This is a genomic window from Saccharopolyspora sp. ASAGF58 (assembly GCF_012277335.1).
Lineage (GTDB): Bacteria > Actinomycetota > Actinomycetes > Mycobacteriales > Pseudonocardiaceae > Saccharopolyspora > Saccharopolyspora hattusasensis.
Map to the genome: position 1 here is coordinate 3,573,579 of NZ_CP040605.1, position 19,608 is coordinate 3,593,186.

The following is a 19,608-nucleotide window of genomic DNA, read 5'->3' on the forward strand; positions in this document are numbered from 1 at the left end:
CACCGGCCGCCTGGCCGCACCGGCGAGCCCTTTCGGACCGGTACGACCTGACGAGGGTGCCGCTGGTGGCGGACGGCATCCCGCCGATCGACCTAACGGCGATGCCGCCACCCGGTCGGCACGTTGAACTGTGCACTCGCTGGGGGCCGATGCGCGTGCACCTGCGCGAGACGCCGGGGCCGTCGCCGACGGCCGCGACCGCCGTGCACCTGCACGGGCTGGCCGGGTCGTCGACGAACTGGACCGATCTGGCCGGGCTGCTCGCCGGGCACCTGCGCAGCATCGCCCTGGACCTGCCGGGCTTCGGGCGTTCCGAGCCGCCGCCCGGGTTCGGCTTTACCCGGCAGGCCAACGCCGACGTGGTGATCTCCGTCCTGGAACAGCTCGACGCCGCGCCGGTGCACCTGTCCGGGAACTCCTTCGGCGCCGCGGTGGCCATCGAGGTGGCGGCGCTGCGCCCGGACCTGATCGCGTCGCTGACGCTGATCTCGCCTGCCATGCCGGACCTACGGCTGAACCCGCGGCGGCTTTCCGATCCGCGGATCGCGGTGGCCATGGTGCCGGTCCTCGGGGCCCGCACGCGGCGGGGGCTGGCGGCGGTGCCGCCGGCCGCCCGGGCCGAGCAGCTGCTCCGGTTGTGTTTCGCCGAGCCGGACGCGGTGCCGTCGCACCGGCTCGCCGCGGCGGTCGCGGAGTTCGAGGAACGCAGCCGGCTGCCATGGTCCGGTCCGGCGCTGGGGCGGACCACGACGGAGTTGGTGCGTTCCTGGCTCGTCCCGCCCGCGCGCTCGCTCTGGCGCCGGCTTCCCGAGATCGCCGCGCCGTCCCTGGTCGTGTGGGGCAGCGAAGACCGGGTGGTGACGGTCCGCAAGGCGCCGCGCACCGCGATGCTGCTGCCGCGTGGCCGACTGCTCGTGCTGCCCCGAACGGGGCATGTTGCCCAGATGGAAAGGCCACGGGTGGTCGCCCGGGCGCTGCTCGGACTGGTCCAGGCCGACACCTGGTAGTGGCTGGTTTGCGTCACTTCGTGTGGTCCTCGGTGCTTCGGTCACCCGGAGTGGCCAGTGGTGGCCTAGGGTGCCGTGGGCCCTATGGCACGCTTAGGGCGTGAACCGCCCGCCGTTGCGATCTCGTGCGTCTGCGTCTGCGTCTGCGTCTGCGTCTGCGTCTGCGTCTGCGTCTGCGTCTGCGTCCGACCGCCGACCGGCGGGGCGGACGAGTGCCCGCGCAGGCTCCGGAGATCGCCGCCGAGGCGAGCCGCTGGCCGCGTCGTGGCACCCGGTTTCCGAGTCGCCGGAGCCCGAGCACGTCGGCGATGCCGCGGAATCCGGCGAGGAGGTCGAGCCCTGGCCGCGCCGGCGCCGGGGGGCGCACTACCGCTACGGCTGGCGGATCTACGCGGTGCCGCTGCTGATCGTGGTCAGCGCTCTCGCCGTCTTCCAGACCTTTCGCCCCTCCGAACGCAGCTCGGCCAGCGGACTCCTCGACCCGATCGCCTCGGATGCCCCGGTGGAGCCGATCGTCACTGAGGCGCCGCCCGGGCAGACCTTCGGGCCCGCGCTCTTCTCCGCCGACCTGCCGCCCGGTGGGCAGATCCCGGAGACCGGCGCGCGCACCTATCAAGTGCTGCCCGGCACCTCCCCGGTGATCGGCTCCGGCCAGCTGTACCGGTACACCGTCGAGGTCGAGGTCGGGATCGAGGCCCAGATCGGAAACCCGAACACCGAGTTCGGCAACCTCGTGCAGGCCACGCTGTCCGATCCGCGCAGCTGGACGAACCCGCAGGCCGGCGGGATCTCGCTGCAGCGGGTGGACGCCAGCGGCCCGCGCCCGGACTTCCGGGTCATCCTGGTCAGCCAGCAGACCGCCCGCGAAGCCTGCGACTACCGCAACGGCGTGCCCTACGACAGCTCGTGCCGCAAGGGCGACATGGTCTACCTGAACGGGGCCCGCTGGGTTCGCGGCGCGGTGTCGTTCCAAGGTGACATCGGCAACTACCAGCGCTACGCGATCAACCACGAGGTCGGGCACGTCTTCGGCAACAAGCACGTCGGCTGCCCCTCGCAGGGCGGGCTGGCGCCGGTGATGATGCAGCAGTCCTTCAGCGTGTCGAACAACGAGCTGCACGAGCTGAACAAGATCGCCGACCAGGGGACCGAGATCCCGGCCGATGGCTTCGTCTGCAAGTACAACGCCTGGCCGTTCCCCACGGCCGGGGCTGGCGGCTCGTGATTTCGAGGCGCCTCTCCGTCCCGGATCGTGGGAGTAGTTTGGGTTGCGGAAGCCCATCGGGGAGTCTTGCGTTGCAGATTCCGTGAGGTCCCGTTCGGGTGTCCTCCGGGGACGCTTGAGGTGCCGCTGCCACGCTCCGAGCGCAGCCGGCACCGACCATTGAGGAGGAGCTGGGCATGTCCGGCGCATCGTCGCTGCCGCCGCTGGTCGAACCGGCGTCGGAGCTGACCAAGGAAGAGGTCGCGCGCTACAGCCGCCACCTGATCATCCCGGATGTCGGGATGGAGGGGCAGAAGCGGCTGAAGAACGCCAAGGTGCTGGTGGTCGGCGCGGGCGGGCTCGGCAGCCCGGCGCTGCTGTACCTGGCCGCGGCCGGGGTGGGCACGCTCGGCATCGTGGAGTTCGATGAGGTCGACGAGTCCAACCTGCACCGCCAGGTCATCCACGGCCAGTCCGACCTTGGGCGGCCCAAGGCGGAATCGGCCCGCGACTCCATCGCTGAGGTCAACCCGTTCGTCAAGGTCAACCTGCACCAGACGCACCTGACCTCGGAGAACGCGCTCGACATCTTCCGCGACTACGACCTGATCCTGGACGGCACGGACAACTTCGCCACCCGGTACCTGGTGAACGACGCCGCGGTGCTGCTCGGCAAGCCGTACGTGTGGGGCTCGATCTTCCGCTTCGAGGGCCAGGCCAGCGTCTTCTGGGACCAGCACGGACCGAACTACCGCGACCTGTACCCGGAGCCGCCGCCGCCCGGCATGGTGCCGTCCTGCGCCGAGGGCGGCGTCCTGGGCGTGCTGTGCGCGTCGATCGGTTCGATCATGGTCAACGAGGCCATCAAGCTGATCACCGGCATCGGGGAGACCCTGCTGGGCCGCCTGATGATCTACGACGCGCTGGAGATGACCTACCGCACGGTCAAGATCCGCAAGGACCCGAACCCGACGCCGATCACCGAGCTGATCGACTACGAGGCGTTCTGCGGCGTGGTCTCCGACGAAGCCCAGCAGGCGGCGGTGAACAGCACGATCACCCCGCGCGAGCTGAAGGAGATGTTCGACCGGGGCGAGAAGTTCGAGCTCATCGACGTCCGGGAACCGCACGAGTACGAGATCGTCAAGATCGAGGGCTCCAAGCTGATCCCGAAGGACCGCATCCTCTCCGGCGAGGCGCTGGCCGAGTTGCCGCAGGACCGCAAGATCGTCCTGCACTGCAAGTCCGGTGGCCGTTCCGCGGAGGCGCTGGCGGCGCTGCACCGGGCGGGCTTCGCCGACGCGGTGCACGTCGGCGGCGGCGTCCTGGGCTGGGCCAACCAGGTCGACCCGAGTCTGCCGACGTACTGATCTCCGGTCGTTGATCGGGTTTTCGCGGGCCGGTGGGCGGTGTTTCCGCCCGCCGGCCCGTGGTATGTCGGCATGTCGTGTTCGTGGCGCACGGAGTGGCCTGCTGCGGAAATCGCGATCACCGAGGTAGCGTTTCGCTCGTGAGTCATACGCCGGAGCCGCCACCGCCGCACGTGCGCGCGGCATTCGGCGCGCGCGTCGAAGAACCCGAGCCGCTGGATGGTGCGGTCGCCTGGCGGTGCGGCGAGATCGTGCTCAAGTCCGCCGCCAACACGGCCGAGGCCGCATGGGTGGCGCAAACGCTGGACCTGCTGGAGCCCGACGAGGTGCGGGTGTCCCGCCCGGTGCGGTCCACCGACGGGCGCTGGGTGGTGTCCGGCTGGTCGGCCAGCCGGAACCTCGCAGGGCAGGCGGAGCCCCGGCACGACGACGTGGTGGCCATGTCGCTGCGGCTGCACTCGGCAAGCCGGTTCCTGGCCCGGCCGCGGTTCCTGCAGGCGCGGCAGGACATCTACTCCTTGGCCGACCGGATGGCCTGGGGCGAAGAGGAATACGCGCTGCCGCAGGAGAAGGGCGGCCGGCTCTACGACGTGCTCGCCGGGTCTCGGCGGGAGGTCCAGCTACGGCCGCAGGTGGTGCACGGGGACCTGTTCGGCAACGTGCTGTTCACGGAGGACGCGCCGCCCGGCATCATCGACTTCAACCCGTACTGGCGGTCCGCCGAGTGGGCCGCGGCGGTGGTGGTGATCGACGCCTTGGCGTGGGGTGGTGCCGACCCGGCCATAGTGGAGCGCTGGTCGCACCTCTCCGATTGGCCGCAGGCGTTGCTGCGCGCCCTGCTGTTCCGGCTCGCGGTGCACGCCCTGCACCCGCGCTCGTCCTCGCAGACCCTCACCGGGCTCGAGCGTGCTTCCCAGATGGTTCTCGAAGTTCTCTGACCCCCGGCTCTTCTCGCGCCGTGTGAGTATTAGGGCGTGCAGGGAGTGTTGAGCGGCTTCACCGTCGGCGTGACGGCGGAGCGCAAGGCCGCTGAGATCGGGGCGTTGTTCACCCGGCGCGGTGCCCGCGTGCTCTTCGGGGCGGCGATGCACACGGTGCCGTTGCCCGAGGACGGCGAGTTGGCCGCGGCGACCGAGGAAGTCATGGCCGCGCCGGTCGATCACGTCGTCGCGGTCACCGGGGTCGGGTTCCGGGGCTGGATCGAGGCGGCGCAGGCCAACGGCGTCGGTGACAGGTTGTTGGCTCAGCTGCGCTCGGCGGAGATCCTGGCGCGTGGTGCGAAGGCGCGGGGCGCGGTTCGCGGCGCAGGTTTGGTGGAGTCGTGGACCTCGCCGTCGGAGGAGTCGGCCGAGGTCTTGGAGCACTTGCTGGCACGCGATCTCAGCGGGAAGCGGGTTGTGCTCCAGGTGCACGGCGATCCGATGTTGCGGTTCCGCGATGCCTTGCGGGCGGCCGGTGCCGAGGTGGTGCCGGTGACCGTCTACCGGTGGACGGATCCGGTGGATCTGCCCGCGCTGGACCGGTTGATCGACGCGGTGGTGCGGGGCGAGGTGGACGCGCTGCCGTTCACCAGCGCTCCGGCCGCGACGAACCTGCTGGCACGTGCGGATCGCACCGGGCGGGGCGAGCCGTTCCGAGAAGCGTTGCGCAACAAGGTGTTCATCGCCTGCGTCGGACCGGTCACGGCGGCGCCGATCGACGCCGCGGGCCTGCCGTACACGATGCCGGACCGCGCCCGCACTGCGTCCCTGGTGCGGCTAGTGGCCGACGAATTGCCGAAGCACACGGGGAAGTAGTTCGTCCAATCAGGACAGTTCTGTGCTTGTCGTTCGGGGTCAGGCGCCCCAGCGGTAGTGGCGCATGTCGATGCGGGCTCCGTCGGCGAGAACGCCTTCGGCTCGCAGGAGTTCCAGCTGGCGGCGGCGCAGGTGGTCGGCGACCGTGCCGTTGGAGCGCAGGACGCGGTGCCATGGCAGATCGCCGCCGTCCTCGGCGAGGATGCGGCCCACCAGTCGCGCCGACCGCAGGCCCGAGAGCTCGGCCACGTCGCCGTAGGACAGCACCGATCCGGGCGGAATCGACGCCACCACGGCCCGCACCTGCTCCACCGTCTCCTCGTCCACGAGCCCGAAGGTACTCCAGCGGCGGGGGTGCGGGACAAGCCGCACTGGCCCTGCGAAGACGGCGTTTGTGCAGGTGGGTGCCCGTGAGCACTTTGCGGTGCTATAGCACCCAGAAACACTCACGGGCCCTGACCCGGCCCTGACCAGTGGGAACGTCGGTCCTCGGAGGCGATCAGCCCTGGAAGCAGGGTGACATCACCCCAGCCCCGCCACGATCTTGGTGAACTCCCACGGCTGCTGGTCGACGCCGCTGCAGGAGTCCGCGCCGCCCCCGTCGCACGGGCGGTCCCGGTTGAGTGACCAGAAGGTGAAGCGGCCGAGGCCCTTCTCCTTGGCGTAGTCGGCCATCTTCTGGAACGCGGCCTGGTCGACGGTCTCGCCGGCGTCGGTCTTGCCGTTCATCGACGAGATCCCCGCGTGCGAGTAGGCCTCCGCGTCGCGGTAGCCGAAGGTGCTCTTGAGCACCGCCTTCAGGCCTTCAGTGGCGTTGATCGTGTCGGCCGCCATGTCCGAACCGCCGAAGTTGAACGGCATCTGCGTCCACACGTCGACTGGGCCGGGGTCTCCGTGCTGAGTGCGGGCACCGCGCCGATGGTCAACGCACCGGCGACCGCGGCGCAGCCGAGCAGGCTTTTGCGGACCTTGCTCACGGTTCCTCCATTCGGGGGTTCGATCGCGCCCGGGGCACGATTCCGCTGGTCACAGCCGGAAAAACGATGTGACGATCATCACATTGCCAGAGGCGGAAATTGGTTTGTACCACCAAAAGGTTCAGTTAATTTCCCGTTGAGCGGCAGCTATCCGCGAGCCCTGCGCGACCTTGTCGTCGGCGCGTGATTCCATCGATGCGTGCCATCCCCGACCACGCCCGTCCTCGTTCGCCGAGCTGAAACCACTCGTCGGCGGACGAACTGGGACGCAGCCGGGCAGCGGGCGTTGGCGCATCGCTACGGCCTCCTCCGGCTCCTCGGTGGACCAGGCACCGGCAAGAGCACGCTGATCGCGCAGCTGGCCGCCGACCGCATCCGCAACCACGAGGTGTCGCCGGAGAACGTCCTGGTCCTGACCGGGAGCCGGCGCGCTGCTGCCTGGATGCGCACCGAGATCACCAGGTTGCTCACCGGTTCTTCGGAAGAATTGCGCACCGCGCCCGAACCGCTGGTCCGGACCGTCCACTCGTACGCCTTTGCGGTGTTGCGGTTGCAGGCGGTGCGTGACCAGCTACCGCCCCCGCAGCTGCTCAACGGCCCGGACCAGGACGCGCTCGTGCGAGACCTGCTGGCCGGAGATGTCGAGACCGGTGCGAAGGACTGGCCGGAGACGCTGCGACCGGCGTTGACCGTGCCCGGCTTCGCCGAGGAACTGCGGGATCTGCTGCTGCGCGCTGCGGAGCGCGGCGTCGGGCCCGAGCAGCTGGTCAACCTCGGCCGCCGGCACAACCGTCCGGAATGGATCGCCGCCGGTCGGTTCGCGCGGCAGTACGAGCAGGTCACGCTGCTGCGCGGGGCGGGCGGCGCGCAAGCCCCCGCGCTGGACGCCGCAGAGCTGGTCGGCTCGGCGCTGCTGGCGTTCGACACCGATCCCAGGCTGCTGGCGGCCGAGCAGGACCGGGTGCGCTACGTGCTCGTTGACGACGCGCAGCACCTGGACCCCCAGCAGTACTGGCTGATCCGGCGGCTCGGGGATACGGCCACCGAGTTCGTGCTGGCCGGCGACCCCGACCAGGCCGTGTACTCCTTCCGCGGCGCCGACCCGCGCTGCCTGCTGGACGCCGACCCGGACGGCACGAACACCGAGGTCCTTACCGTCGACCACCGCATGTCCAAGGCGGTCCGGGAGGCGGTGCAGCGGCTGGCCTCGCGGTTGCCGGGGGCGGGCCCCCAGCGCGAGCTGGTCGAGCCCGAGAACGAGCGAGGTGGTTCGATCCAGGTGCGCCTGCTGGCCACCCAGGCGCAGGAGGCCGCGTGGGTGGCGGATCAGCTCCGCCGAGCCCACCTGCTCGACGAGATCGCCTGGTCGGACATGGCCGTCGTGGTCCGGTCGACCGGCCTGTCGCTTCCGGTGCTTCGCCGCGCATTGCTGGCCGCCGGTGTGCCCATCGCGCTGCCGGTCGACGACCTTCCGCTAGCGCAGCGCAATGCCGTCCGGCCGCTGCTGACGCTGCTGCGCTGCGCTGCGCGCCCGCAGGCGCTCGACGCGGACGCTGCCGCTGAGCTGCTCGCCTCGTCGCTCGGCGGCGCCGATCCGCTCGCGCTGCGGCGGCTTCGCCGGGGACTGCGCCGCCTGGAGCTCGCCGCAGGCGGGAGCCGGGCCAGCGGCGAGCTGCTGGTGGAGGTGCTGCAGGACGGCGACCGCCTTGGTGCTCTGGAAGATTCCGCCGCCGAGCCTGCTCGCCGCGTCGCGGCGCTGCTGCGCAACGCGGCCGACTCCGTCGCCGCCGGGCACACCGTGGAAGAAACGCTGTGGCGGGCGTGGAAGGCCAGCGGTCTGGAGAAGCGGTGGGTGGCGCAGTCGGAGCGGCACGGCGCGGTCGGGGTGCAGGCCGACCGCGATCTCGACGCCGTGGTGTCGCTGTTCGACGCGGCCGCCCAGTACGTCGACAGGTTGCCGGGTGCGGACGTCGCCAGTTTCGCGGATTACCTGACCAGCCAGCAGATCGCGGGTAGCTCGCTGGCGCCCACCGCCCCCCGGGACAACTCCGTGTCGGTGCTGACGGCGCATGCCGCGAGCGGCCGGGAGTGGGAAGTCGTGGCGATTCCCGGTGTGCAGGAAGGCATTTGGCCCGACCTGCGGCTGCGCGGATCGCTGCTCGGCGTGGAGCGGCTGGTCGACGTGCTGTCCGGGGTGGACGCCGAGCGGGTGTCGGCCACCGCGCCGCTGCTGGCCGAGGAGCGGCGGCTGCTGCTCGTCGCGGCGAGCCGGGCGCGGCGGAACCTGCTGGTCAGCGCGGTGCGCGGGGAGGACGAGCAGCCCTCGCGGTTCTTGGACGAGCTGGAGGGCGTGGTCAGCGACCCCGATGCTGTGGAGCGGCCGATCGCGCGCCCGGAACGCGGCCTGGCGCTCGGGGATCTGGTCGGCGAGCTGCGGCGGGTGGTGTGCGATGCGGAGGCGGAGCCGCAGCGGCGGCAGCGGGCGGCGGCGCAGCTCGCGCGGCTGGCCAACGCCGGGGTTCCGGGAGCCAGCCCGGAGGCCTGGTACGGGTTGCCGGAGAGCTCCAGTTCGACGCCGCTGGTGACCGGTGATGATCCGGTCAAGGTGTCGCCGTCTACTGTGGACATCTTGGCGAAGTGCCCGCTGCGCTGGATGGTCGAGCGGCACGGCGGCCAGGACACGGCCGAACTAGCCTCCGTCACCGGCACCCTCGTGCACGCGCTCGTGCAGGCCGCCGCCGACGGCGCGGACACCGACCAGCTGCACAAGGCCCTGGACGAGGCCTGGGATTCCGTTGACGCCGGTGCGCCGTGGTTCTCCCGCAAGGAGCGCAAGCGCGTGGAGGGCATGCTCGACGCGTTCCTGACCTGGCTGGTCCAGTCCCGGGCCGAACTCACGCAGGTCGGCGTGGAGAAGGACCTGGACGTCACGGTTCCGGGCCGGGCGGGCGGTCCGTGGCTGCGACTGCGCGGACGCGTGGACCGGCTGGAGACCGATGCCGACGGCCGCCCTGTGGTGGTCGACGTCAAGACCGGGAAGACACCGGTCAGCAAGGGCGATGCGGAGGAGCACCCGCAGCTGGCGGTGTACCAGCTGGCTGCCGCGCTGGGCGCGTTCGGCGCGGGCGAGGAACCCGGCGGGGCGCGGCTGCTGTACGTCGCGAAGTCGGACCGCAAGGGCGCGGCCACCGAACGCGTCCAGCAGGCGCTGGACGCCGAGCGGATCGAGGTGTGGCTTGGCGTGGTGCACACCGCCGCCGCTTCGAGCCTCGGACCTGCCTATGTGGCCAGCGAGAACTCGGACTGCGCTCGTTGTCCGGCCCGCACCTGCTGCCCGGTCCACCCGGCCGGAAGACAGGTCGCGCAGTGACTGGAACGGAAATCAGTCCACATCGGATCGCGCAGGCGCTCGGGCTGCACCCGCCGACCCCCGAGCAGGCAGCCGTGATCGCCGCGCCCGCCGAACCGGCGCTGGTCGTGGCGGGTGCGGGCGCTGGGAAGACGGAGACGATGGCCGCCCGCGTGGTCTGGCTGGTCGCCAACCAGCTGGTGACGCCGGAGCGCATCCTCGGCCTGACGTTCACCCGCAAGGCCGCGCGGCAGCTCGCCGACCGGGTACGCGCCCGGCTGCGCCGGCTCGCCGGGTCCGGGCTGCTCGACGAGGTCGATCCCAGCGGGCAGCTGCGTTCCGCGGTGCTCACCGAGGAGCCCACGGTGCTGACCTACCATGCCTACGCGGGGCGGCTCGTCGGCGAGCACGGGCTGCGGGTACCGGTCGAGCCGGGCGCGCGACTGCTGAGCGAGACGGCGTCCTGGCAGCTCGCGCACAACGTGGTCGCGACCTGGACCCAGGACATCGACACCGACAAGGTTCCGTCCACTGTGACCGGTTACCTGCTGTCGCTGGCCGGCGAGCTCGCCGAACACCTGGTGAGCCCAGACGACCTGCGTACGCACGCCGAAAAGCTCTGCCACGCGGTCGAGAACGCGCCGCGGGCCAAGGGGCAGCGCGCGAACCTTCCGCAGGACCTGGTGAAAGTCGTTGCCGCGCAACGCTTGCGGGTCGCGCTGATGCCGCTGGTCGAGGAGTACGCGCAGCGCAAGCGGCGCGAAGGCGCGATGGACTTCGCCGACCAGATGTCGCGGGCCGCGCTGCTGGCCGCCGAACACCCCGAAGTCGTCGACGGCGAACGCGCCCGGTACGGCGCGGTGCTGCTGGACGAGTACCAGGACACCGGCCACGCGCAACGGGTTCTGCTGCGCTCGCTGTTCGGGCGCGAGCGTCCGCTGCCGGTCACCGCGGTCGGCGACCCGGCGCAGGCCATCTACGGCTGGCGCGGCGCGAGCGCGGCGAACCTCCCGCGCTTCACCACCGACTTCCCGCGCATCGAGGAAGGCCGAAAGGCTCCGGCGCACCGGTACGGGCTGTTGACGAGCTTCCGCAACCCGGCGGAAGTCCTGCACGCCGCCAACGCGGTTTCGGGGCCGCTGCGCGAAACCGGCCTGGAAGTCGACGAGCTGCGCGCCAGGGACGGCGCCGAGGCCGGCGATATCCGGCTGGCGCTGAGCGAACACGTGCGGGCCGAACGCGACTGGGTCGCCGACCAGGTCACCGCGCAGTGGCAGGCGACGCTGGACGAGACGGGACGGCCGCCGACCGCGGCGGTGCTGGTGCGCCGCCGCGCCGACATGACCGACATCGCGGCGGCGCTGCGGGAACGCGGTCTGCCGGTCGAGGTCGTCGGGCTCGGCGGGCTGCTCGACGAGCCCGAGGTGCGCGACCTGGTCAGCGCACTGCGGATGCTGGTGGACCCGCTCGCCGGGACGGCAGCGATGCGGCTGCTCACCGGCTCGCGCTGGCGCCTCGGGGCGGCCGACATCGCGGCGCTGTGGGATCGCGCGCGGGAGCTCGGCGCGCAGGCCTTCGGGACACCGGAGACCGCCGATCCCGCTGCTGTGGTCACCGCGGCGCTGCCGGGCGAGAACGCGGAGCAGGCCGGGCTGGTGGACGCGCTTGACGATCCCGGCGATGCGCAGCGCTATTCCGGCGACGGCTACCGGCGCATCCGACGCCTGGGACGCGAGCTCGCCACCTTGCGGCGCCGTCTCGACCAGCCGCTGCCGGAGCTCGTCGCGGACGTCGAGCGGACGTTGCTGCTGGACATCGAGAGCATGGCGCGGCCGGTCGGCGCGGGGCGGATACACCTCGACGCGTTCGCCGACGCGGTCACCGCCTTCGCCACCGCCAGCCCGTCGGCCACGCTGCCCGCGCTGCTGGACTACCTGGAAGCGGCCGAACGCGCCGAAGACGGCCTGGAACCAGGCGAGGTCGAGGTCGCCGATGACCGTGTCCAAGTGCTCACCGTGCACGCGGCCAAGGGCCTGGAGTGGCAGGTCGTCGCCGTGCCGCACCTCGTCAACGACGTCTTCCCCGGCAAGCGGAAGTCCTCGTCGTGGCTGCGCTCGGTCACCGAACTGCCCGCCGAACTGCGCGGCGACGCCGAAGACCTGCCCCGGCTCGACGTCGACCGGCTGTCCGGGCTTGACCGCAAGGAACTCACCGAGGCGCTCGGGATCCACGACGAGGAGTTCGAGGAGCGCCGGCTCGCCGAGGAGCGGCGGCTGCTCTACGTCGCGGTGACGCGCTCGGAGCGGACGTTGCTGCTGTCCGGGCACTGGTGGGGCGAGAACGGCGACCGGCCCAAGGGGCCGTCGGGCTTCCTGCGGCAGCTGGCCGAGGTGCTCCGCGGGTCCGGGACCGGGGACATCGACCTGTGGACGCCGGAACCCGACGAAGACGCGACGAACCCGCTCGCCGACGCCATGCGGTGCGCGGAGTGGCCGGTGGACCCGCTGGGTCCGCGCCGCGCGGCGGTGGCCGAAGGCGCGGGGCTCGTGCGGGCCGCGATGTCCACTGTGGATGATGCGGAGCCGGAGGACGACGAGGACGGGTGGTCGCGGGACGTCGACGTGCTGCTGGCCGAGCGCGCGGCGGCGGCGCAGCGGCGGGAGCAGGTGCGGCTGCCGGACCACCTGTCGGTGAGCCAACTCGTCGAACTCGCCGGTGATTCCGACAGCCTCGCCCGGCGGCTGCGCCGACCGCTGCCGTTCCCGCCGAACCCGATGACCCGCCGTGGCACCGCGTTCCACGCCTGGCTGGAGCACCGGTTCACCTCGACCGCGCTGCTGGACTTCGACGAACTGCCCGGCGCAGCCGACGAATCCGCGCCGGTGCACGAGGACCTGGCCGAGCTGCAGCGGGCGTTCCTCGCCGGATCCTGGGCCGACCGCACGCCCCACCGCGTCGAGGTGCCGTTCGAGACACAGGTCGAGGGCGTGGTGCTGCGCGGCCGGATGGACGCGGTGTTCGCCGACGCCGACGGAGGCTGGACGGTCCTCGACTGGAAGACCGGCGCGGTGCCGGGAGGCGACCAGGTCCCGGCGCTGTCGGTGCAGCTCGCCGCGTACCGGCTGGCCTGGGCGGAACTGTCCGGAACGCCGCTGTCGAAGGTCCGCGCGGCGTTCCACTACGTCCGCCACGACTACACGCTCCGCCCGGCCGACCTCCTCGACGCCGACGGCCTCCGGAAGCTCATCACCTCGGTCCCCGCCGCGCGGTAACGGTTTGGCCTGGTCAGGGCCCGTGAGTACTTTTCGGTGCTCTGGCACCCAAAAACACTCACGGACCTTGACCAGCGGAATTGGCAGCGTCGTCGGGATCACCTGCCGCACCGGCATGACTACACGTTCGGGTGGCGGGGCTTGAGATCGCGGTTCGCGGCGGCCGACTATGCCCGCGATGAACATGGACTGGAAGCTAAAGACGCCACCGGAATCCGAAGTGAACGTCGACACCGACGTCCTGGCGATGCGCGCCCCGCTGGTGCGGGTGCACCGCGACGACGAAGGCACCTGGTCCTTCGACGGGCCCGGCCGGAACCCGAGACCGTCGAAGAGGACGGCGCTCAGCGCCGTCGTCGGGGCCTGGCCGCACGTCGCCGCGCTGTCCGATCTGGACACCGGCGGTGCCGCGGTGTGGTCGTGGAAGCAGCACGGCTGGGCAAGCGAGGTTCAGTGCCGGTGCGGCAGCTGCGAACAGCCGGTCGCCGCCGACATCGACCGCAACAGCTGGCCGACCGAACTGCAGCCGCAAAGCATCCTCAGCGTCGAGCAGGCCGCGCTGTCCGGCCAGGCCCCGCTGACCGACATCATCTCCACGCCCGGCGGCATCGCGCTGCTCGGCCCCGGTGGTCACCGGCGCACCGCCGACCTAATGACCCCGGTCGCGCTGGCGAACGTGATACGCCGCTGGCCGCACACGATGCAGGCCCTGCGCGCGCTCAAGGAGAGCCGCGGCATGCGCTGGAACCCGGAGAACCTCAACTGGCACGAGTACGTCCTCGCCTGAGGGACTGTTTCCAGGCCCGTCTTGCGTGGCGGTGCGGGTAGCGGAACCTCAGAGGCCGCCTCGACTCCGGGATCCCCGACTCAAGGTATGTCCAATACGCCACGCCGGGGACTGGCCTCGCCGAGAGCCCTTCGGGCGGGCACGGCATCCGAGAACCCGCAGCGGTGCAGGTTGAGAGGGTGGTCCAAGCGGCTGCGCCGCTTGCGGCGACTCGCGACGTACGAGGTTGCGTGTCGCGGTGGCTGTTTCGGTGTATGGAGAAAGAGAAAGTGGCTGACGCCGCTTGCCTGACGTCCCGAGCTGCGGGGCGTCAGGCGTTCTCCGTGAGTTGGCGGAGTTCGAGGATCCGCGAGTACAGGACTTCGAGCAACCAGCGGCCGAACATGGACGACCCGAACTCCGCGGTCCGGTCCTCCGGCGCGACCACCAGCTCGGCCGGCCCCTCGAAGCCGGCGTTGACCACACCGACGCCGTAGTAGTCCAGCTCCAGCATCCGCAACGGCTTGTACGCGGTGTCCGGGGGCAGCACGACGGCGCAGGGGGCCAGCGTCAGCAGCGTCCCGCACGCGTGCAAGGCGTGGCGGGCGCGCGACACCGGCACCAGGATCCCGAGCAGGTCGACCGCGGCCACTGGCACGTGATCGTGCATGCAGGGCTCGGACCAGGAGCGGAACCAGGTCGGGTTGAGCTCCGGCCCCCAGCCGTGGTGGCTGCGCCACTCGTGGACGTCGCGCCGGATCCGGGCCACGGCGGCGAAGCGCGCACCGAGGACCTCGACGTCCGGGATCAACTGGCCGTCCCACCCCAGGGCACGAGCCGCGTGCTGAAGTTGCTGCACCGCTGCATGGTATGCCGCCGCGCCGCGATGTCCAGACAAGGTCTTCCGGCCTGCAGGAGATGTCGTCGTCGAAACCACAGGTGCCGCATCGCATCAGACGCCCGGGCAACGGTTACTGTTCTCCGCCGTGAGTGGAAAGAACTTGCGCGTGTCGTCCTGCGCGGCGGCGTGGCCGGCGGGGGCATGATGCGGCGCAGTCCGAAGCAGTTGGCGCACCCCTTCATCCGCGGGCGCTCCGACGAGGAGGAGCTGACCAAGCGGCCCGACCACGCGCTCGTGGGCGTGATCCGGATGCCGGGCAGCACGATCAGCCCGGTACGGTCCATCATCCGCCGGATCATCGGCGCGATGCTCGCGCTGGCCGCCACGGTGTTCATCGTGTTCATCGGCAGGCACGGCTACCGGGACTCCGCGGGCGGCGAGCTGGACCTGCTGGACGCGGTCTACTACGCCACGGTTTCGCTGTCCACCACGGGCTACGGCGACATCACCCCGGTCACCCCGCAGGCACGACTGGTGAACGTGCTGGTCATCACCCCGCTGCGGGTGCTGTTCCTGATCGTGCTGGTTGGTACCACACTGGAAGTGCTCACCGAGCGCTCCCGGCAGGCTTTCAAGATCCAACTCTGGAGGTCCAAGGTGCGCGACCACGTGGTCGTCATCGGATACGGAACCAAGGGCCGTTCGGCCGTCACCGCGCTGCTCGGCGACGGTGCCGAGTCCGGTCGCATCGTGGTCGTCGACACCGACCAGCGCGCGCTCGAAACAGCCTCCGCGCAAGGCCTGGTCACCGTCAACGGTTCCGGCACCCGCTCGGACGTGCTGCGGGTGGCGGGCGTGCCGCGCGCGCGGGCGATCGTGGTGGCACCTGCCCGCGACGACACGGCCGTGCTGGTCACCCTGACCGCACGGGAGCTCGCCCCGAAGGCGCAGATCGTCGCGGCGGTGCGGGAAGCCGAGAACGTCCACCTGCTGCGCCAGTCCGGCGCGGATTCGGTGGTGGTGTCCAGCGAGACGGCGGGCCGCCTGCTGGGCATGGCGACCTCGACGCCGTCCGTGGTGGAGATGTTCGAGGACCTGCTGACCCCGGACGCCGGTCTGGCGATCGCCGAGCGGGAGGTCGAGCCCCAGGAGATCGGCGGCTCGCCGCGGCACCTCTCGGACATCGTGCTCGGCGTGGTGCGCGACGGTCAGCTGTACCGGGTGGACGCGCCGGAGGCCGACGCGATCGAGGAAGGCGACCGCCTGCTCTACGTCAAGAAGGTCACGCCCGCGGACGCCTGAGGCCGGCAAACCGCCTGTGAACGCACGGAAGCCGTATCACCGACGGTGTTTCGGATGCTGCGGGGAGTGACCTGCTGCCGCTGGCCGGCTTCTGCCAATATCGGTGTCGTGGGAAGGCAACGAGGTTCGGCGTCGGTGGCGCCGATCCTGCTTGTCCTGGGATTGCTGGGCATCGCGGTGGCTGCCGTGACGTTGTGGCCACTGGTGACTGCGGCCGGCGAGGACCGGACTGCGATGCGCGCGGCCACGGCGACCGTCGTCGAGTCCCGGCCGTGCGGCGCGGACTCGGCGCGGGATCTCGTCGAGGTCCGGGTCGACGGCGTGACGCGGCAAGCACCGTTCGACGGCTGCGGCCACGCCCGCGGCCAACAGCTGCCGGTGCTGGTGCCTGCCGACCCGGTCCAGGACTTCGTGGTCCGCCCCGCGGGATCCGACTCCGACCTGAAAGCCCAGACGCAGCGCGCCAATTGGGTCCTGCTGACCCTCGCCGCCGTCGCCGGCGGGGGCTACGGCCTGATGCTCCGCCGTCGCTGAGCGGAAACGTCAGTCGACATCGGATGATGCCGCCAGCCAGGTGTTGCACTCCGTGATCCGGTTCTTGCGGAACCCCTGCTCGACCCAGGCCGCGTTGGTCGCCATGCTGCCGTGATCGGGCACGTCGCTGTGCTCGTCGCCGCGGCCGGACGAGTCCTCCAGCGCGGGGAAGATGTAGTCGTTGCTGACGCCGCCGTTCTGCAGCGCGGCCAGCGTCATCCCTTCGAAACAGGTCGCCTGCAGCTCCGAACGGCGGGTCAGCTCCAACCCCGCCGCGGTGGAGCTGCCGCCCGCGTCGTAAGAGGCATCGCCGTAGGCGCTGTTGATCCCGGTCATGCCCTGCAGCGCGTGGCCGAACTCGTGCGCGAACTGGCCGAGGTACGCCCCGGCTTTGGTGCGCTTCTCCATCTGGGCGTAGTAGCGCGCGGTCATGTAGATCGTGTGGTTGCCCGGGCAGTACATCGCGGTCTGGTTCCAGCGCCGCGTTCCGCAGGGGGTTTCGATGTTCTCTCCGGTGGTGATCACGGTTGGCGTGCGGGCAGGCAGGTTCGCGTTCTCCAGGGCTGGGGTCCACGCCTCCATCAGGCAGGGCAGCGCGGCCTGGTAGAAGCGGTCCTGCGAAGCGACATCGGTGTTGAAGCGGGGCAGGTTGCACGGGGTGTTCATCGCGCCGTTGCCCGGGATGTTGACCGGGTTGTCGCCCAGCTCTGCCACCGGTTTGGCACCGTCGTCGTAGCTGCTGGTCTCCGTGGTCGTCGCGTCCTCGCTGCTGGTGCTATTGCTGCTGGAGGTCTCGCTGGAACCAGTCGTGGTGGTCCGGCTGCTCGTGGAGCTGTAGTCCGAAGCGCGGTTCGAGGTGATCGAGGCGGCCATCGCGCCGATGGTGCCGATGCCGAACAACCCCACGCCGACCAGCACCAGCGCGACGACGACACCGGTGTTGCTTTTGCGCTTCGGTGGGCCCAGGTGCGGCATCGGTGGCGGCATCGGCCGTTGCGGTCTGGGCAGCGGCATGGTCCGCCCGACCATCGACGGCGGTAGCGGGCGCGCGACCGGGGGCGGCGCGACCTGGCGCGTCGGCGGCCGGGAAACCGGACCGAGCGGCGGCATCTGCTGCTGTCGCGGCGGTTGCGGGTGGGGCGGCGGTAACGGACCGCGTTGCGGCGGCCGAGGCGGCTGCTGCGCGTGCGGTCGGAGGGGCGGGGGCGGCTGCGGGCCGCGTTGCGGCTGTGGGTTCGGCGGCTGGGGGCCACGTGGCGGCTGGGGGCTCGGCGGCTGCGGCCGAGAGGTCGGGGGCGGCTGCGGGCCACGAGGTTGCTGTGGGTTCGGCGGTTGTTGCGGGCCGCGAGGTTGCTGCGGCGGCCAGGGCTGGCGGGGCGGCTGCTGCGGGCCGCGCGGTGGCCTGGGCTGCGTCATGCGGTCTTCCTCGCGGAGTGTCGAGTGTGGACGATCGGTCCAGGTTCAGCGGGCCGCCACGGAGCAGTCATTTCCCCCCGGCTTCCTCATATCAATCCCACCGTTGCGGACCAGAGCTTAGCGATGGGCCGCTATCGTTCGTGCCGTGTTGACCAAATGGGGACTGGCCGTCGCACTGGCCGGAATGCTGTTGGGCGCGCCCGGCACAGCCGCGGCGCAGGAGCAGCCGGTCGATGCGCTGCCCGGCGCGGTTTCCAGCAGCGTGCACCTGAAGCTGGAGCGCGACGGCCAGGTATCGGTCACCGAGCAGATCAACGTTCCCCCAGGTCAGCACGTGGAACGCACGATGCCGCTGCGGCAGTCCGCAGGGCCCGGCGCGGACCGCGTGTTCACCGTCTCCGATGCGGTGGTGGACGGCGGCGGCGCGGTTCAGGTGGACTCCGACAACGCGCACCTGACGCTGCAGCCGGGGGTCTCGACGCTGAAGTACTCGGTCCGCGGCGCCGTGGCCGACGCCGGTGATCTGCAAGCCGTCCGCTGGCAGGTGTCCGGCGGCTGGAACGTGCCGGTGGACCGCGTCGAGGTGTCGCTGCTGTCGCCGAAGGTGCCGCAGGAGATCATGTGCCTGGCCGGCCCGCTGGGCAGCGCGGACCGCTGCGCCCAGTTCGAGATCACCCACACCCAGTCGATGCACGCGCTGACGTACGGGCTGAAGCCCGGCGACCGGATGGACATCGCCTTCAAGGTCCCGGCCGGCACCGTGCCGGCGAACGCGGTGACCGAGGAGTACTTCAGCCTGGCGCGGGCGTTCTCGCTGACGCCGGCGACGGCCGCGGGCCTGGCCGGGATCGGCCTGCTGCTGATCGGCGGCCTCGGCCTCGTCTGGTACGCCCGCGGCCGCGACGTGCAAGCGTTCGCCGAGGACGCGGGCCAGGTCGAGTTGCTGATGACCGACTCACGGGGCGCGATCACGTTCGCTTCCCCGGACGGCGTGCTGCCCGGCCAGATCGGCACGGTCATCGACGAGCGGGTCGATCCGGTCGACATCACCGCGACGATCATCGACCTGGCGGTCCGCAACTACCTGTGGATCGAGGAACTTCCCGAGCAGGACTGGCGAATCGTGCGGCTCAACCCGGCGGACGAGTCGCTGCGGCCGTTCGAGCGAGCGGTCTACGACCTGCTCGTCGGCGAAGCCGCGGAGGTGCAGCTGTCCCAACTCCGCGACCTGGACGCCAACCCGGTCCGAACGGCGCTGTACGTGGAGGTCGTTGACAAGCAGTGGTTCGCGCGGCGGCCGGACGCCGACCGGAACCGGTTCTGGTGGACGGGGCTCGGCGTGATCATCGGCGGCGCGGCGCTGACGGCGGTACTGGCGCTGACGAGCTCCCTCGCGCTGCTCGGGATCGGGGTGGTGATCGGCGGCATCGCGATGATGTTCAGCGCACGCCTGATGCCCGCCCGAACGCGCCGCGGCAGCGCGCTCGTGGTGCAGGTGCGCGGCTTGCGCGGCTACCTGCACGACGTCTCGGCGAGCTCCCTGCCGACGCAGGACCGCGAGACGGTGTTCTCCCGTTCATTGCCGTACGCGGTGGTGCTGGGCGAAACGGACCGCTGGCTGGAGGAGTTCGCGGAACTTGACCCGGGAGCGGACGGAACGCCGGGCCTGTACTGGTACGGAAGCCCGGCCGAAACCCCGAACCTGCAGAACTTCCGGCGGAGTTTCCCGGTGCTGGTCGGAAAGCTGAACGAGACCGTCAAGCGCTGACCCACT

The 19,608-nt window shown here is 71.1% G+C and carries 14 protein-coding genes and 1 pseudogene; 11 read left to right on the plus strand and 4 right to left on the minus strand.

What is annotated here, in order from left to right; translation table 11 throughout:
- The first annotated feature begins 56 nt into the window (after positions 1-56).
- From FDZ84_RS17035 to FDZ84_RS17055, 5 genes are all read left to right on the plus strand, one after another.
- Positions 57-1,007, plus strand: a complete 951-nt coding sequence (locus FDZ84_RS17035) for an alpha/beta fold hydrolase (protein WP_168590130.1) — start codon at positions 57-59, stop codon at positions 1,005-1,007.
- 394 nt (positions 1,008-1,401) lie between these two features.
- Positions 1,402-2,232 (plus strand): DUF3152 domain-containing protein, encoded by an 831-nt coding sequence (locus tag FDZ84_RS17040; RefSeq protein WP_246869059.1) that lies wholly within the window; start codon positions 1,402-1,404, stop codon positions 2,230-2,232.
- A 176-nt stretch (positions 2,233-2,408) separates the two neighbouring features.
- Complete coding sequence (gene moeZ, locus FDZ84_RS17045) at positions 2,409-3,581, plus strand: adenylyltransferase/sulfurtransferase MoeZ (protein ID WP_168586715.1); 1,173 nt, start codon at positions 2,409-2,411, stop codon at positions 3,579-3,581.
- A 140-nt stretch (positions 3,582-3,721) separates the two neighbouring features.
- Positions 3,722-4,519, plus strand: coding sequence for a TIGR02569 family protein (locus FDZ84_RS17050; protein WP_168586716.1), 798 nt, complete (start codon positions 3,722-3,724; stop codon positions 4,517-4,519).
- 36 nt (positions 4,520-4,555) lie between these two features.
- Positions 4,556-5,377: a uroporphyrinogen-III synthase gene (locus FDZ84_RS17055; protein WP_168586717.1), complete on the plus strand. Its 822-nt coding sequence runs from the start codon at positions 4,556-4,558 to the stop codon at positions 5,375-5,377.
- Between the two features lie 39 nt (positions 5,378-5,416).
- On the opposite strand, the gene FDZ84_RS17060 is transcribed toward FDZ84_RS17055, so the two are convergent.
- Both FDZ84_RS17060 and FDZ84_RS17065 read right to left on the minus strand, forming a co-directional pair.
- Entirely contained in the window at positions 5,417-5,704 is a 288-nt protein-coding gene (locus FDZ84_RS17060) for an MGMT family protein (protein ID WP_168590132.1), read from the minus strand.
- Positions 5,705-5,899: 195 nt separating this feature from the next.
- Positions 5,900-6,256 (minus strand): annotated as a pseudogene (locus FDZ84_RS17065) (chitinase); the annotation flags it as partial.
- Between the two features lie 297 nt (positions 6,257-6,553).
- On the opposite strand from FDZ84_RS17065, the gene FDZ84_RS17070 reads away from it, so the two are divergent.
- The 3 genes from FDZ84_RS17070 to FDZ84_RS17080 all read left to right on the plus strand — a co-directional run bounded on the left by FDZ84_RS17070 (position 6,554) and on the right by FDZ84_RS17080 (position 13,762).
- A complete protein-coding gene (locus FDZ84_RS17070) occupies positions 6,554-9,724 on the plus strand; it encodes an ATP-dependent DNA helicase (RefSeq protein WP_168586718.1) in 3,171 nt (1,056 codons plus the stop codon).
- Complete coding sequence (locus tag FDZ84_RS17075) at positions 9,721-12,975, plus strand: ATP-dependent helicase (RefSeq protein WP_168586719.1); 3,255 nt, start codon at positions 9,721-9,723, stop codon at positions 12,973-12,975. Before FDZ84_RS17070 ends, FDZ84_RS17075 begins: the two co-directional genes overlap by 4 nt.
- Positions 12,976-13,159: 184 nt before the next feature.
- Complete coding sequence (locus tag FDZ84_RS17080) at positions 13,160-13,762, plus strand: hypothetical protein (RefSeq protein WP_246869060.1); 603 nt, start codon at positions 13,160-13,162, stop codon at positions 13,760-13,762.
- Positions 13,763-14,072: 310 nt separating this feature from the next.
- Here the strand turns inward: FDZ84_RS17080 and FDZ84_RS17085 are convergent, their stop codons facing one another.
- Positions 14,073-14,600 (minus strand): hypothetical protein, encoded by a 528-nt coding sequence (locus FDZ84_RS17085; RefSeq protein WP_168586721.1) that lies wholly within the window; start codon positions 14,598-14,600, stop codon positions 14,073-14,075.
- 291 nt (positions 14,601-14,891) lie between these two features.
- On the opposite strand from FDZ84_RS17085, the gene FDZ84_RS17090 reads away from it, so the two are divergent.
- Both FDZ84_RS17090 and FDZ84_RS17095 read left to right on the plus strand, forming a co-directional pair.
- A complete protein-coding gene (locus FDZ84_RS17090; RefSeq protein ID WP_246869182.1) occupies positions 14,892-15,884 on the plus strand; it encodes a TrkA family potassium uptake protein in 993 nt (330 codons plus the stop codon).
- A gap of 135 nt (positions 15,885-16,019) precedes the next feature.
- Complete coding sequence (locus tag FDZ84_RS17095) at positions 16,020-16,418, plus strand: hypothetical protein (protein ID WP_246869061.1); 399 nt, start codon at positions 16,020-16,022, stop codon at positions 16,416-16,418.
- A gap of 9 nt (positions 16,419-16,427) precedes the next feature.
- Here the strand turns inward: FDZ84_RS17095 and FDZ84_RS17100 are convergent, their stop codons facing one another.
- Positions 16,428-17,528 (minus strand): neutral zinc metallopeptidase, encoded by a 1,101-nt coding sequence (locus FDZ84_RS17100; RefSeq protein WP_246869062.1) that lies wholly within the window; start codon positions 17,526-17,528, stop codon positions 16,428-16,430.
- A gap of 451 nt (positions 17,529-17,979) precedes the next feature.
- Between FDZ84_RS17100 and FDZ84_RS17105 the strand changes: the two genes are divergently transcribed.
- The gene (locus tag FDZ84_RS17105; RefSeq protein ID WP_210435596.1) at positions 17,980-19,602 is read left to right on the plus strand and encodes a DUF2207 domain-containing protein; all 1,623 of its coding nucleotides are present in this window, start codon (positions 17,980-17,982) and stop codon (positions 19,600-19,602) included.
- The last annotated feature ends 6 nt before the right edge of the window (positions 19,603-19,608 follow it).